This window comes from Sphingomonas sp. FW306-1B-B10E (genome assembly GCF_058782005.1).
In genome coordinates, this window is sequence record NZ_JBYSXG010000079.1 from 1 (window position 1) to 13,557 (window position 13,557).

General features: G+C 68.8%; 14 protein-coding genes. 8 read left to right on the plus strand and 6 right to left on the minus strand.

Translation table 11 applies throughout. The annotated features are described in order from the left end of the window. Positions 1-30: 30 nt before the first annotated feature. A complete protein-coding gene (locus AC3WJI_RS20325) occupies positions 31-297 on the minus strand; it encodes an FAD assembly factor SdhE (protein WP_492759121.1) in 267 nt (88 codons plus the stop codon). Positions 298-369: 72 nt separating this feature from the next. Between AC3WJI_RS20325 and recG the strand changes: the two genes are divergently transcribed. Further along, positions 370-2,430 (plus strand): ATP-dependent DNA helicase RecG, encoded by a 2,061-nt coding sequence (recG, locus tag AC3WJI_RS20330; protein ID WP_492759122.1) that lies wholly within the window; start codon positions 370-372, stop codon positions 2,428-2,430. 39 nt (positions 2,431-2,469) lie between these two features. Here recG and AC3WJI_RS20335 read toward each other — a convergent pair whose 3' ends face one another. Both AC3WJI_RS20335 and tyrS read right to left on the minus strand, forming a co-directional pair. After that, on the minus strand, positions 2,470-2,793 hold the full coding sequence (locus tag AC3WJI_RS20335; protein WP_492759123.1) for a PilZ domain-containing protein: 324 nt from the start codon (positions 2,791-2,793) through the stop codon (positions 2,470-2,472). Positions 2,794-3,017: 224 nt separating this feature from the next. Further along, on the minus strand, positions 3,018-4,241 hold the full coding sequence (gene tyrS / locus AC3WJI_RS20340; RefSeq protein ID WP_492759124.1) for a tyrosine--tRNA ligase: 1,224 nt from the start codon (positions 4,239-4,241) through the stop codon (positions 3,018-3,020). Positions 4,242-4,303: 62 nt separating this feature from the next. Here tyrS and AC3WJI_RS20345 point away from each other — a divergent pair, with 62 nt between their 5' ends. Next, a complete protein-coding gene (locus tag AC3WJI_RS20345) occupies positions 4,304-4,816 on the plus strand; it encodes a DOMON-like domain-containing protein (protein WP_492759125.1) in 513 nt (170 codons plus the stop codon). A gap of 213 nt (positions 4,817-5,029) precedes the next feature. On the opposite strand, the gene AC3WJI_RS20350 is transcribed toward AC3WJI_RS20345, so the two are convergent. Continuing rightward, on the minus strand, positions 5,030-5,479 hold the full coding sequence (locus AC3WJI_RS20350) for a DUF4126 family protein (RefSeq protein WP_492759126.1): 450 nt from the start codon (positions 5,477-5,479) through the stop codon (positions 5,030-5,032). 97 nt (positions 5,480-5,576) lie between these two features. Here AC3WJI_RS20350 and AC3WJI_RS20355 point away from each other — a divergent pair, with 97 nt between their 5' ends. From AC3WJI_RS20355 to AC3WJI_RS20375, 5 genes are all read left to right on the plus strand, one after another. Then, positions 5,577-6,788 (plus strand): exo-beta-N-acetylmuramidase NamZ family protein, encoded by a 1,212-nt coding sequence (locus AC3WJI_RS20355; protein ID WP_492759127.1) that lies wholly within the window; start codon positions 5,577-5,579, stop codon positions 6,786-6,788. 83 nt (positions 6,789-6,871) lie between these two features. Continuing rightward, the gene (locus AC3WJI_RS20360) at positions 6,872-7,003 is read left to right on the plus strand and encodes a hypothetical protein (RefSeq protein ID WP_492759128.1); all 132 of its coding nucleotides are present in this window, start codon (positions 6,872-6,874) and stop codon (positions 7,001-7,003) included. A 151-nt stretch (positions 7,004-7,154) separates the two neighbouring features. Then, a complete protein-coding gene (locus AC3WJI_RS20365) occupies positions 7,155-8,330 on the plus strand; it encodes a hypothetical protein (RefSeq protein WP_492759129.1) in 1,176 nt (391 codons plus the stop codon). Between the two features lie 35 nt (positions 8,331-8,365). Next, positions 8,366-9,481 (plus strand): DUF2336 domain-containing protein, encoded by a 1,116-nt coding sequence (locus AC3WJI_RS20370; RefSeq protein ID WP_492759130.1) that lies wholly within the window; start codon positions 8,366-8,368, stop codon positions 9,479-9,481. Further along, positions 9,478-10,875 (plus strand): sensor histidine kinase, encoded by a 1,398-nt coding sequence (locus tag AC3WJI_RS20375; protein ID WP_492759131.1) that lies wholly within the window; start codon positions 9,478-9,480, stop codon positions 10,873-10,875. The genes AC3WJI_RS20370 and AC3WJI_RS20375 overlap by 4 nt, the downstream gene beginning before the upstream one ends. 40 nt (positions 10,876-10,915) lie before the next feature. Here AC3WJI_RS20375 and AC3WJI_RS20380 read toward each other — a convergent pair whose 3' ends face one another. After that, positions 10,916-11,233, minus strand: a complete 318-nt coding sequence (locus tag AC3WJI_RS20380; protein WP_492759132.1) for a hypothetical protein — start codon at positions 11,231-11,233, stop codon at positions 10,916-10,918. Positions 11,234-11,383: 150 nt separating this feature from the next. Between AC3WJI_RS20380 and AC3WJI_RS20385 the strand changes: the two genes are divergently transcribed. Further along, positions 11,384-12,244: a LysR substrate-binding domain-containing protein gene (locus tag AC3WJI_RS20385; protein WP_492759133.1), complete on the plus strand. Its 861-nt coding sequence runs from the start codon at positions 11,384-11,386 to the stop codon at positions 12,242-12,244. A 66-nt stretch (positions 12,245-12,310) separates the two neighbouring features. Here the strand turns inward: AC3WJI_RS20385 and AC3WJI_RS20390 are convergent, their stop codons facing one another. After that, complete coding sequence (locus tag AC3WJI_RS20390) at positions 12,311-13,351, minus strand: AI-2E family transporter (RefSeq protein WP_492759134.1); 1,041 nt, start codon at positions 13,349-13,351, stop codon at positions 12,311-12,313. Positions 13,352-13,557 lie beyond the last annotated feature (206 nt).

Below are 13,557 nucleotides of genomic sequence, written 5' to 3' on the forward strand. Positions count from 1 at the left end.
CCCCAACCCCTCCCCTGAAGGGGAGGGGCTTTAGTTGGAAATCGGTACGTAGTTCAACGTTTTGAGTGCAGTCATTATGGTTCCCTGGTAGCGTTCGGGTACCGCCGCGGTTCCCATCGCCCAGGCCATGATGTCGACATCCTGCTCCTCGAGCAGCGCCTCGAACAACTCGATCTCGTCGGCATCCCAACCTTGGGCATGTGCATCGAAGAAGCCGCCGATGAGCAAGTCGGCCTCTTTGACGCCGCGGTGCCAGGCACGGAAGCGCAGGCGCTTGAGGCGATGTTCGCGGTCCACGGAAACTCCAACGCAAATCGGCCGGCGGTGCTTTCAGCGACTGCCAGCTTCGGTGTAGGGGCGGAGATAGACATGCGGCCGGACATTCTCAATCCACTGTTCGCGGAAGTGACCGCGCTGAAGGGCGTCGGCCCGGGACTTGCCAAGCCGCTCGAACGGCTCGGGCTGGCGCGCGCGGTCGACGTCGCCTTCCATCTGCCGACCGGGTTCATCGATCGGGTGCCGCGCGACGAACTCGACGCGGCCGATGCCGGGCGGATCATCGCGATCACGCTGACCGCGGTGAACTACCGCTTCGGCGGCAGCCCGCGCGCGCCGGCACGAGTCCAGGCGGTCGACGCGCTGGGCAACTACGTCACCCTGGTGTTCTTCGGCGGCAATTCGGGCTGGGCGAAGAAGCTGCTGCCGCTGAACGAGCCGCGCTTCGTTTCGGGCAAGCTCGAAACCTACGGCCAGGAGCTCCAGATCGTCCACCCTGATCTCGTCCTACCGCCTGAGGAGGCCGAGTCGGTGGGGCGCGAGGCGGTCTATCCCTGTTCGGAGGGGATCACCTCGAAGCGGATCGCGGCGCTGGCGGCGCAGGCGATCGAGCGTGCGCCAGAACTGCCCGAATGGATCGAGCCGAGCCTCAAGGCACAGCATGGCTGGCCGGCATGGAAGGCGGCGCTGGCGGCGATCCACGCCGATCCCGCCGACGCCAAGGCGCGCGAGCGGCTCGCTTATGACGAGATCTTCGCCAACCAATTGGCGCTGCTGCTGGTCCGCGGCGAGGCGCGCGCCAAGCGCGGGCGGCCGCTTGCCGGCGACGGGCGGCTGCGCGACCGGCTCAAGCTGCCGTACACGCCGACTGGCGCGCAGTCGCGGACGATCCGCGAGATCGAAGGCGACATGGCGCAGAGCCAGCCGATGCTGCGGCTGCTCCAGGGCGATGTCGGCTCGGGCAAGACGCTGGTCGCGACGATGGCGCTGCTGATTGCCGCCGAGGCGGGTGCGCAAGGGGCGATGCTGGCGCCGACCGAGATCCTCGCGCGTCAGCATTTCGAGACACTTAACCGGGTTCTTTCCGGCCTGGATGTAAGCGTGGCGATCCTCACCGGGCGCGACAAGGGACGCGTCCGCGAGGCGACCCTGATGGGCCTCGCCGACGGATCGATCGACATTCTCGTCGGCACGCATGCGATCTTCCAGGAGGGGGTGCGCTACAAAGACCTCGGGCTGGTGGTGGTCGACGAGCAGCACCGTTTCGGCGTCGCCGAGCGGCTGATGCTCCAGTCCAAGGCGCAGGTGCCCCCCCATCTGCTGGTGATGACTGCGACGCCGATCCCGCGCACGCTCCAGCTCGCAAGCCATGGTGAGATGGACGTCAGCCGGTTGGACGAGATGCCCCCGGGGCGCGAGCCGATCGAGACCAGCGTGATCTCGGAGGACCGGCTCGCCGAGATCGTCGCGGCGCTGGGGCGGCATCTCGATTCGGGCAAGCAGGCCTATTGGGTGTGCCCGCTGGTCGAGGAGAGCGAGAAGGTCGATCTCGCCGCCGCCGAGCAGCGCGCGGCTGAGCTCCAGATGCGGTTCGGCGACAGGGTCGGGCTGGTCCATGGCCGGATGAAGGGGCCCGAGAAGGACGCAGTGATGGCGCGCTTCGCCGCGGGCGAGACCGGCGTGCTGGTCGCGACGACGGTGATCGAAGTCGGGGTCGACGTGCCCAATGCGACCCTGATCGTCATCGAGCATGCCGACCGTTTCGGGCTGGCGCAGCTCCACCAGCTGCGCGGGCGGGTCGGGCGCGGTGGGGGCAAGTCGCATTGCGTGCTGCTGCGCGGGGGCGGGCTCAGCGAGACCTCGCGCGCGCGGCTGGCGCTGATGCGCGACACCAATGACGGCTTCCTGATCGCCGAGCGCGACCTCGAGCTGCGCGGCGGCGGCGAATTGCTCGGCACGCGCCAGTCGGGCGAGCAGACGTTCCGGCTGGCGACGCCCGAGACGATGCAGGCGCTGATCGTCGCGGCCAATGCCGATGCGCGGCTGCTGGTCGATCAGGATCGCGGGCTGAAGACGGCGCGGGGGGAGGCGGCGCGGACGGCGCTGTATCTGTTCGAGCGTGATGCGGCGGTGGCGCTGCTGCGGGCGGGGTAGTCGCAATCCCCTGCCCCTGCAGAAGCAGGAGCACTGCGATTACCTGGATTTGAGCAGCACCGCGATCAGCTCGTAATAGCTGGCCAGATCGATCGCCGGGTCGAACTGGCAGCCCAGCCGCCCGCCGAGCCACCAGCGGACCTCGCCGACCACCGCGCCTGCCACCGGCAGCACGATGCGCAGGCGGTCGCCAGTCTCGAACGGGGTGTCGCAGCGCGCCATCAGTCCGTGCGGCGAGATGTTGACGACGAGGAAGCTGAGCTGGCGCGCATCGGGGCCGAAGGCGCGCGCGCGGTAATGCACGTCGTCGCGCATTTCCTGCCGGTCGTCGGACAAAGCCAGATTGCCGATGCTGAAACTCACACGCGCCCCGCAAAACTAGAGGTACGCTTACCGTGGTAAGCGATGCGCGTGAATTCGCTTCGAACGAAACTGCTTAACAAGGACTTACGCGGCGAACTTATCCTCCCCCGCCAGGGGGAGGTAGCATGCGTAGCATGACGAAGGGGGAGGACTCACTGCGTTCCGTGATTCCTCCCCCCTCCGTCGCCTTTGGCGACACCTCCCCTGGCCGGGGAGGATGAGCTTTACGCCGGGACGAGCAGGCCGTGCTTCTTCTTGCCGAAGCTGATCTTGACCTGGCCGGTCACGTCCACGCTCGCCGCGGGGTCGCTCACCGGCTGGTCGTCGACGCGGATCGCGCCCTCGCCGATCTTGCGCCGCGCTTCCCCCTTCGACGCGCATAGCCCGAGCCCGATCAGCGCATCGACGACGAGCACGCTGCCCGCTACCGCGAAGCTCGGCAGCGCCTCGCCCGCGGCGCCTTCCTCGAAGGTGCGGCGCGCGGTCTCGGCGGCATCGTCGGCCGCCTGAGCGCCGCGGCACATCGCCGTCGCTTCGTTGGCGAGCACCTTCTTCGCCTCGTTGATCTCGGCGCCCTCGAGCTTTTCGAGGCGCTCGATCTCGTGGAGCGGCAAATCGGTGAACAGCCGCAGGAAGCGGCCGACGTCGCGATCGTCGGTGTTCCGCCAGAACTGCCAATAGTCATAGTGGCTGAGCTGGTCGGGGTTGAGCCAGACCGCGCCCGACATGGTCTTCCCCATCTTGCCGCCGTCCGCCGTGGTGATCAGCGGCGTGGTGACGCCATAGACTTCGGCGCCGTCGACGCGGCGCGACAGCTCGATGCCGTTGACGATATTGCCCCATTGGTCCGACCCGCCCATCTGGAGGCGGACGCCGGCGCGGCGATTGAGCTCGAGGAAGTCGTAGGCCTGGAGGATCATGTAGTTGAATTCGAGGAACGACAGCGACTGTTCGCGGTCGAGCCGCAGCTTGACCGAGTCGAAGCTGAGCATCCGGTTGACCGAGAAATGCTGGCCGTAATCGCGCAGGAAGGGGAGATATTCGAGCGCGTCGAGCCATTCGGCATTGTCGAGCATCACCGCATCGGTGGGACCGTCACCGAAAGTGAGGAAGTTCTCGAACACCGTCTTGATCGAGGCTATGTTGCTGGCGATCGTATCGACCGTCATCAGCTTGCGGGCCTCGTCCTTGAAGCTGGGGTCGCCGACCTTGCCGGTGCCGCCGCCCATGAGGACGATGGGCTTGTGGCCCGCCTGCTGGAGCCGGCGGAGCAGCATGATCTGGACGAGGCTGCCGACATGGAGCGACGGCGCCGTCGGATCGAAGCCGATATAGCCGGGAACGACCTGGCGCGCGGCAAGGGCATCCAGCCCCTGGGGGTCGGTGACCTGGTGGATATAGCCGCGCGAAGAGAGCAGGCGAAGGAGATCGGACGTGTATTCAGTCATGATGCCGCGCCGCCTAGCATGGAGGAAGCAAGTTGGGGAGAGGATTGGGCAAAGGGACGCTGGTGCCGCATCCCGATTTCGAACCCGTGTCGGTACGCGGGATCGACGTGACGCTGCGGTGCGGCGAGGACGGGCGCTGGCGGATCGACTATCGCGTCGACGGGGCGGACACACTGGTCGTACCCGAGCCCGGGCCAGCGCGGCGTGCGGACGAATTGTGGAAGCGCACCTGTTTCGAGCTGTTCGTGAAGCCCGAGGACAATGAGGGCTATTACGAATTCAACTTCTCGCCCTCGGCCGGCTGGGCGGCATATCGCTTCAGCGGCTATCGCGAGGGCATGGCGGAATTGCCGATCGGCCCGCCAGCGATCGAATATTGGGGCGGCGAGATGCGCGCGTCGGTCGATTTGTCAGGGCTCCCCGACGGTGACTGGTGCGTCGGGGTGACCGCGGTGATCGAGGAGACGGACGGTCGGCGCTCCTTCTGGTCGCTGGCACATCCGCCGGGCAGGCCGGATTTCCACCACGAGGCGAATTTCGCAATGGAAGTGCCGAGCGCAGCGCGCATGTCGTAGCATGCGGCGATGCCGACATTGACCTGGTTGACACGAAACGCCGGATGACGCGGTCGACACGAAGCGCGGTTGCCATGGTTAACACAGAGCGCGGTTGACGAGCCCCGGTCGCGCCGCGAGGCAGCGGTTGCGGAGTGACCGGCGATGTAAGGAGCGGCCGGGCGTGCCGACCGTCCCAGCCAAGCAAGCGAAATCCTACATTGCAGGGGGCCGCTAGAAGGGCGCGCGGACCGCTGCGGTCGCCGCGGACAGGACGATCGCGTCCTCAACGAACCCCGTCGACGCCTGGCCGTGCGTGCGCATCGAGCGCATCCGCGCGGCGAAGGTGACGTAAGAGGCGATCGCCGCGGTCGCGCCGGTGACCGCGGCCGCCGTGAGTCGGTGGCGGCGCGGGGCGAGCGCCATGCCGGCAAACGCGGCGTTCAGGCTGCGGATCACCACGGCCGGGGGGATGATCCGGTCAGGCGCACTCTTTTGCTTGTCGCCGACCAGCTCATAGACCGCGAGCGCAGTGGTGCCGAGCGAGACCAGAGGGTGGGCGAGGAACGCCGGCGCGCCATTGTCTTCAGGGAGTTCGCCCCGGCGTGCGGCATTGGCGACCATTGCGAGCGGGGTCATCGAGCGCGCGCCCGCGACTATTCCCATGAGTACGGATCGGATCATCGGTAACGGCTCCTGAAGGGTCGAGCGGGTTCAACCGACGAGCGGCCGCGATGATCCGGCTTGCGTCACAGGTCGACCTCCGGCACCTCGCTTTTCCATGAAATTCGGTATCGACCGGCTGCTCGCCGACCCTGAGCTGCGCAAGCCCCTGGCGGGCAAGCGCGTCGCGCTGCTGGCGCATCCCGCCTCGGTCACCGCGGACCTGACGCATTCGCTCGACGCGCTGGTCGCAAGCGGGATCACCGTCTCGGCGGTGTTCGGGCCGCAGCACGGCGTGCGCGGCGACCTGCAGGACAATATGATGGAGTCGCCGGACTATACGGACCCGACCTATGGCGTGCCGGTGTTCAGCCTGTACGGTGAAGTGCGCCGGCCGACGGGGCAGTCGATGGGCACCTTCGATGTGCTGTTGGTCGACCTGCAGGACGTCGGCTGCCGGATCTACACCTTCGTTACTACCTTGCTCTACGTGCTCGAAGCGGCTGCGGCGCACGGCAAGGAGGTCTGGGTGCTCGATCGGCCCAACCCGGCGGGCCGACCGATCGAGGGGCTGACCCTGCTGCCCGGCTGGGAGAGCTTCGTCGGGGCGGGGCCGATGCCGATGCGGCACGGCATGACCCTGGGCGAGATGGGCGCGTGGTTCATCGATCATTTCAAGCTCGATGTGGACTATCGCGTGATCGCGATGGAGGGCTGGCAGCCCGAAGCGGCGCCGGGGTTCGGCTGGCCGGCGGAGCGGCCGTGGATCAATCCCAGTCCCAATGCCGCCAACGTCAACATGGCGCGGGCCTATGCCGGCACGGTGATGCTAGAGGGCACGACCTTGTCCGAGGGGCGGGGGACGACGCGGCCGCTCGAACTGTTCGGCGCGCCGGATGTCGACGCCAAGGCAGTGATCGCCGAGATGCGCCGTTTCGCGCCCGATTGGCTGCGCGGCTGCACGCTGCGCGACATATGGTTCCAGCCGACCTTCCACAAGCATGTCGGGCAATTGTGCTCGGGTGCGTTCATCCACGCCGAGGGACCGGGCTATGATCACGCGGCGTTCCAGCCGTGGCGGCTGCAGGCCCTGGGGTTCAAGGCGATCCGGCAGCTGTACCCCGACTATGATCTGTGGCGCAATTTCCCGTACGAATATGTCTTCGACAAGCTGGCGATCGACGTGATCAATGGCGGTCCGGGCCTGCGCGAATGGGTCGATGACGCGGCGGCCGAGGCGGGCGATCTCGATGTGGTGACGCTGCCCGACGAGGCGGCGTGGGCGGAGACGCGGCGGCCGTTCCTGCTGTATCGGGGCATCGGCGAATAAAGGGCGACCAGCAGAAAGCGCCCCACTTGCAGACGCTAAGGCGTTCCGCCAGTTTGCTCGATAGCGGAAACGATGGGGCAGTGATGGCCTTTAAACCATTTGGCCATGGTGATCGATGGTACGATCGGCTTGGCGGCGGGAACTTGAAGCCGAAAGAGTATGCGGTGGTGTTGCTCATCGTCGTGGTGCTGGCGGTTATCTGGCAGCTTTCCTGACTGCGCACCAAGCGGGCGAGCCGCTCCCCACCCGATTTCGGACATACAGTCGTCGCGCCGATTGCAGTCGTTAGGGCGGCGACCCGATCTTCTCTCCCACGAACGAAACGGGGGACTTGCAGGATGCGCGGTAGCCGCTAACGACCCCATCATGCTGGCGGGGCTGATTTTTGCGATCGAAGAGGCGAACGACCGTCCGGGGACGCTCGTCGCGACATTGCCGTTCGGCGGCATGACCCTGCTCGAATATCAGGCCCGGCTGCTCGTCGGCGCGGGTGCCGAGCAGGTGCTCGTCGCGGTCGGGCGGATGACGCCGGCGCTGCTCGCCGCGGTCGGCCGCGCGGGGCGAGGCGATGTCGGGGTCGAGATCGTGCGCTCGGCCGAGGAAGCCGCGGAGAAGATCGACGACGGCGCGCGGGTGCTGGTGATGGCCGACGGACTGGTCACCACTGATCCGGTGATGGACCGGATGGGGCATGAGGGGCCCGAGGCGCTGCTCGTCACCGACGATGCCGGCTCGCCCGCGGCGATCGAGCGGCTCGACATGCGCGATTGCTGGGCGGGGGTGGCGCGGATCTCGGTCGCGCAGCTCGGCCAGATCGCGCAGATGCCCGAGGATTACGACTTCCAGTCGGCGCTGCTGCGCGTCGCGGCGCAATCGGGCGCCGAGCACATTCCCCTCACCGCCGGCTGGCTGCGCGGCGGCCATGCGGTCGAGCACAGCGCCGCGGGGCTCGCCGCGCGCAATACCGGCGTGCTTGCCGCGCTGACCGAGCGCCGCGTCGACTGGGCCGATCGCTGGGTGTTCACGCGGATCGCGCGGCTGGCGCTGCCCGAGCTGGTTTCGCGCAATTTTCCGGCCTGGGGGCTGATCGGCATCGGCTGCGTGCTCGCATTGCTGTCGGGGACGGCGATCGGGTTCGACTGGGAAGGCCCGGGGCTGATCGTCGCCTTGCTCTCCGCCGCGGTGCTGGCGACTGGCGGGGCGATGGCCGCGCTGCGCGGCGAGGAGCGACGCGCGCGGGCGATCGAATGGGCGCTGCTCGCATTGTTCGGCGGCGTCGCCTTGGGTTGCGGCTGGATGGAGCGGGCGCGGCTCGATACCACCACGCCGCTGGTGCTCGCCTTGGTCGCGCTCGCCGCGCAACTGCTGGTCGAGCGGGCACCGTCGCGGCACCGGCGCTGGTGGGCGAGCCCCTCGGCACATCTGCTGCTGCTGACGCCCTTTGCTTTGACCGGAATCGTCCAGTTTGGGCTTGCCGCGTCCGCGCTCTATGCGTTCGTCACGCTCGCCGCGGCGATTGAGGGCACGCGCGAAAAAGCTTAGCTTCGCTTTAATCACAATCCGCTTATCAGGGGCCGATGTCGGATCCTGCCGTCGACACTAACCCTGGCGCCGCCGATGGCGCGACACGGCTGCACGCACGTGCGGCGGCTGTGGAGACGCGCGCGCCGGACGGGCTGAGCGTGGCGATCGACGATTTCTTCCTGCCCGACCAGGCCCGACTCGACGAGCGGACCCGAATCGCGCTGGCGTCGCTGCTGCGCGCGCTGATCGACGCAGTGGAGGCCGAACTTCGCGAGCATGGCGCGCAATTGCTGGGTTCGCGCGGCGAAAGCCGGCTCGCCGCAGCTGTGCTGCGGACCGAGGCGGGCGTGTTCGACCGGCTGTTCGCTTCGGGGTTGCTGCGCGATCCGGCGCTGATGGCCGAGCTGATCGCGCGGGTGCGCCAGGATGCGATCGGCGCGGCGCTGCCGATGCACGCACCCGAAGATCCGCGGCGGCCGAGCCTGGTCAATCGATTCGTCCAGCATCCCGATCGCGGCCTTGCGGAAGGCGCGATGGCGGTGCTGGTCGCGGAAAGCCGCCGCCGCGGCGGTCCCGATGTGGCACAGCTCACTTATACCGACCTGCCCGCCGAGCTCCATCATCGGCTGGTCTGGTGGGTAGCGGCGGCGCTTCGCGAACGGATCGGCGAAGCCGCCGGCGCCGCGCTGCCGGCGCTCGACCGGGCGCTTTCCGAGGCGGCGCAGCGCAGCCTCGCCGCTTATGACGAAGGCGGCCGGCTCGAGGCGGCGGCGATGCGCTTCGCCGCGGCGATCGACGCGCCCGCCGACGAACTGGCGCGGCTGCTGGTCGAGGCGCTCGGCGACCGCCGCATCGTCTTGTTCATCTCGCTGTTCGGGCATGCGCTCGGCATCGGCTATCCGCTGGCGCGCGAGATCGTGCTCGATCCGGCTGCCGAGCGGCTGTGGCTGGCGGTGCGCGCGTTGGACCTTCGCCGCGAGACGATCGCCCAGATCGGCTTCGCCTTGTGCGAGGCCGATCCGCGCCGCGACGTGGAGCGCTTTGCCGACCGGCTCGATTCGATCGTCGCGATTCCGGTCGAGGGCGCGCGCGAGGCGCTCGCGCCGCTGCGGCTCGACCCGGACTATCGTGCCGCGATGCTGGCGCTCGGGACGAGGATCGCGGCATGAACGCGATCGACCGCGCGCTTCCCGTCGCCTGCGGGCATCTCGACCGCGAATTGCGGCTGGTCGACGCCGAGCCGCGGCTCGCCGAGCTCAACCAGCGCGCCGGCGGCGAGCCGGGCGCACCGCTTGCGGTGCCGCAGATCGCGACGCTGGCGCGGCTGGCGCAGCGCCTGGGCATTGCGATCTCGCGCAACGTCGTCGCGGCGGACGGCGAGGACGATCTCGATTTGTGGGTACGCGCCGAGCCCGAGGAGGGCGGGGTGCGGCTCGAAGTCAGCGGCTGGCGCCAGCGGCCGGCTTGGCGCGCCACCGCCAGCGACTTCGAGCGCGAGGGCGATTTCTTCCGTTCGGCAGCCGACTGGCTGTGGGAGACCGACGCGTCGCTGCGCATCACCTTCCTGTCGATCGAGGCGGGCGAGCGCTACGGCTTCGATTCGAGCACGATGCTGGGCCAGCCGCTGACCCGGCTGTTCCGACTAGAGCAGGATGCGAGCGGCAACCTACCCATCCTCGACGCGGTGGCGGCACAGGCGCAGTTCGACGGGCAGAATGCCGAGATTCGCGACACCGGCCGGATGGTGCGGCTGGCGGCGACGCCGCGCAGCGATCCCGGCGGGCGCTTCGCCGGTTTCGTCGGGGCGACGCACATGCTCGACGCACCGCTCTCGGCCGAGCCCGGCCCCGATGCGCCTTTGCCGGCGCCGGCGGCCTCGTTCGGCGGCTTCCCCGATTCGTTCAGTCAGCGGCTCGATCGCGCGCTGCGCGGACCGCTGGGCAAGATCATCGCCAATGCCGACAGCATCAGCGCGCAGCTGGATGGCCCGCTCAAGCCCGATTACGCCGAATATGCCAGCGACATCGCCAATGCCGGGCGGCATCTGCTCGGGCTGGTCGAGGACCTGGTCGACCTCCAGGCGATCGAGCGCGACGATTTCGCGATTCAGCTCGAGCCGATCGACCTGGCCGATGTCGCGCGGCGCGCGTCAGGGCTGCTCGGGGTGCGCGCGGCGCAGACCGAGGTGCGGATCGACCGTCCCGCGCTCGACGAGGCGATGCCGGTGACGGGGGAATTCCGCCGGGCGCTGCAGGTGCTGGTCAATCTGATCGGCAATGCGGTGCGCTATTCGCCGCCGGGGGCGATGGTGTGGATTCGGCTCGAGCGCGACGGCGACAAGGGCTGCGTCATCGTCGCCGACCAGGGCAAGGGCATCGCGCCCGAGGATCATGCCCGCATCTTCGAGAAGTTCGGCCGGGTCGACGACAGCGAGCCGGGCGGATCGGGGCTGGGACTTTACATCGCCCGGCGGCTGGCCCGTGCGATGGGCGGCGACCTGACCGTCGACAGCGCGCCGGGAATGGGCGCGCGCTTCCTGTTCTCGCTGCCCTGGCGGGGATGAGCGAGGCGCCCGCCGAGACCGGCAGGCGCCCCATTCCAGGTTAGCGGCGGCAGACGGTCACGCGGTGACCGCGGCGCCATTCGTTCCAGCAAGCGCGATGCGAGCGGTGACCGCGATAATAGCGGCCGCGATCCCAGCCGCGTCCGCGGTCCCAATGGCGACGGTCGCCGCGATACTCGCGATAGCGCCGGTCGTCCCGGTAGCGGCGGTCGTCGCGATAGCCGTAGCCATAGCCATAATCCTGCACCGCGGCGCTGGCGGCAACCAGGGTGACCGGCGCGGCGCTGGCGGCAGTGGTGGTGCCGGTGACGCCCGTAAGGGCGAGCGCGGCGGCGGCGATGATCTTGGCAATCCTCATGGTGGTTCTCCTATTCTCTCTCCGCAGTGGGGAAGGAATACGCGCGCCAAGGCTTCGGGTTGCTGAATTGAGTTGTAGTCTCCGGTACAGATTCGCCGGACCCCAGGGCTGGAACTGGCCTCGGCCTTTAGATCAGCTTATGGATATGCGATGGTCCGCCCGCATCTGCCGCTCAACGCCTTGCGCGCGTTCGAGGCTTCGGCGCGGCATCTCTCCTTCACCCGCGCCGCGATCGAATTATGCGTGACCCAGGCGGCGGTGAGCCACCAGGTCAAGGCGCTCGAGACGCGGCTGGGCGTGCAATTGTTTCGCCGCCTGCCGCGCGGCCTCGCGCTGACCGACGAAGGCGTGACCCTGCAGCCGGCGCTGGCCGAGAGCTTCGACCGGATCGCCGAGCTCGTCGAGGGGATCGCCGAGGGCGAGGCGACGCAATTGCTGTCGGTCGCCGCGGTCGGCACCTTCGCCACCGGCTGGCTGCTGCCGCGGCTGCCGGCGTTTCGCGCCGCGCATCCGCGCATCGACCTGCGGCTGTTCACCAACAACAACCGAGTCGATCTGGCGGGGGAGGGGCTCGATTACGCGATTCGCTTCGGCGACGGCGCCTGGCACGCGACCGAGGCCGTGCCGCTGATCGAGGCGCCGCTCACGCCGCTCTGCACCCCGGCGCTGGCCCGCGGGCTGGCGGAGCCGCGGGACCTGGCGAATATGCCGCTGCTGCGTTCGTATCGCGCCGACGAATGGGCGCGCTGGTTCGACGCGGCGGGAGTGGCCGTGCCGCCGCTGCGCGGGCCGGTGTTCGATTCGTCGCTGGCGATGGCCGAGGCGGCGATGCAGGGTGCCGGGGTGGCGCTGGCGCCGGCATCGATGCTCGGCCGCGCGCTCGACGGCGGCGCGCTGGTGCGGCCGTTCGCAGTGGAAGTGGCGAGCGGGCGCTATTGGCTGACCTGGCTCAAATCGCGCGCACCGAGCCCGGCGATGACAGCGTTCCGCGCGTGGATCGTGGAGGCATAAGGGGCGGCATTCCATATCCTCCCCCTGGCGGGGGAGGATAAGCGTGATGCCGATTGGCCCTGAGCCTCAATCCAGCCATTCGCGCACGGCGATGAGCAAGGCGGTCATGATCACCGGGCCGACGAACAGACCGACCAATCCCATGCTCGCGATCCCGCCGAAGATGCCGATCAAGGCGAGCAGGAAGGGCAGCTCTGCGCGGCTGCCGATCAGCGCCGGCTGGACCAGATTGTCGCCGATCAGCATCACCGCCGCGCCGTACGCGAAGAGCAGCCCGGCGGCGAATGGCGCGCCGCTCGCCAGCAGCACCAGGCTGGCGATGCCGAAGACGAGCCACGCGCCGAACGGCAGCATCGCGAACGCCGCGGTCATCAGCGCGAACAGCATCGGCTTGGGCACGCCGGCGAGTGCATAGCCCAGCCCGATCAGCGCGCCTTCGCCGAGCGCGACGAAGACCGTTCCCACGACGGTGCGGCGCACCGCGTCGACCATGCGATCCGCGAATGCGTCGCCACCTTCGCCGACGGCGCGCGCGATCAGCCGCGCCCCCTGCGCCCCGAGCGACGCGCCGCGGTGGAGCAGGCTGAACAGCGCCACGAGCGTGACGAAGAGCAGCAAGGTATCGCGCGCCATCGCGAGCCCAGCGGCCTTGACCCAGTTGAGAATCGTCGCGCCGTCGAGCTGTGCGAGAAGCTCGCTCGATTGCGAGGGGGTGGCGAGATAATGCTGCCAGAGCGCCTGGAGCCGCGCTCCGGCCAGGGGTACGCCCGCCAGCCAGGGCGGTGGCTGGATGCCGGTGGCCTGGGCATGCTGGAGCCAGGCGGTGGCGGTGCCGCTCTCCTGCGCCGCCTCGAGCGCGGCAACGACGAGCGGGAGCATCAGCACGAGACCGGTGGCGAGCGTGAGACCGAGCGCCGCCCAAACGGGCGTGTTGCCATTGCGATCGGGGTGCAGGCCGCGCAGCAGCGGCCAGAGCGCAACGGCGAGGACGAGCGCCCAGAGCAGCGACGTCAGGAATTCGCGCGCGATCCAGACCGCGAGCGCGAGCGCGGCGAGCGCGATCCATTTGCGCCGCCGCTCGTCCGCTTGCACCCTCCGATCACCCATCGCTTCGCCTCCATTGAGCTTTGTCGCGATCCATCTCCTCCTCCCTCGCCCCCTGAAAGGGGATCATCGGGTCGGCCATGCCCCCGGGCATGGCCTGAACAGCGCGGGGCGCTGTTCACCCGATGATGGTTGCGCAGACTTAGGCTCGCAGAGCCTTAGTCGGAGCTGGGTGAGGGGGTGCGGCTGCACAGCAGCCGCGGGGGGGG

What these genes read in the sequence shown, in the direction of transcription:
- recG (WP_492759122.1), top strand. Translation starts at nt 370, where the DNA reads ATGCGGCCGGACATTCTCAATCCACTGTTCGCGGAAGTGACCGCGCTG.
- AC3WJI_RS20380 (WP_492759132.1), bottom strand. Translation starts at nt 11,233, where the DNA reads ATGAGGATTGCCAAGATCATCGCCGCCGCCGCGCTCGCCCTTACGGGC.
- tyrS (WP_492759124.1), bottom strand. Translation starts at nt 4,241, where the DNA reads ATGACTGAATACACGTCCGATCTCCTTCGCCTGCTCTCTTCGCGCGGC.
- AC3WJI_RS20350 (WP_492759126.1), bottom strand. Translation starts at nt 5,479, where the DNA reads ATGATCCGATCCGTACTCATGGGAATAGTCGCGGGCGCGCGCTCGATG.
- AC3WJI_RS20365 (WP_492759129.1), top strand. Translation starts at nt 7,155, where the DNA reads ATGCTGGCGGGGCTGATTTTTGCGATCGAAGAGGCGAACGACCGTCCG.
- AC3WJI_RS20370 (WP_492759130.1), top strand. Translation starts at nt 8,366, where the DNA reads ATGTCGGATCCTGCCGTCGACACTAACCCTGGCGCCGCCGATGGCGCG.
- AC3WJI_RS20385 (WP_492759133.1), top strand. Translation starts at nt 11,384, where the DNA reads ATGGTCCGCCCGCATCTGCCGCTCAACGCCTTGCGCGCGTTCGAGGCT.
- AC3WJI_RS20355 (WP_492759127.1), top strand. Translation starts at nt 5,577, where the DNA reads ATGAAATTCGGTATCGACCGGCTGCTCGCCGACCCTGAGCTGCGCAAG.
- AC3WJI_RS20360 (WP_492759128.1), top strand. Translation starts at nt 6,872, where the DNA reads ATGGCCTTTAAACCATTTGGCCATGGTGATCGATGGTACGATCGGCTT.
- AC3WJI_RS20390 (WP_492759134.1), bottom strand. Translation starts at nt 13,351, where the DNA reads ATGGGTGATCGGAGGGTGCAAGCGGACGAGCGGCGGCGCAAATGGATC.
- AC3WJI_RS20375 (WP_492759131.1), top strand. Translation starts at nt 9,478, where the DNA reads ATGAACGCGATCGACCGCGCGCTTCCCGTCGCCTGCGGGCATCTCGAC.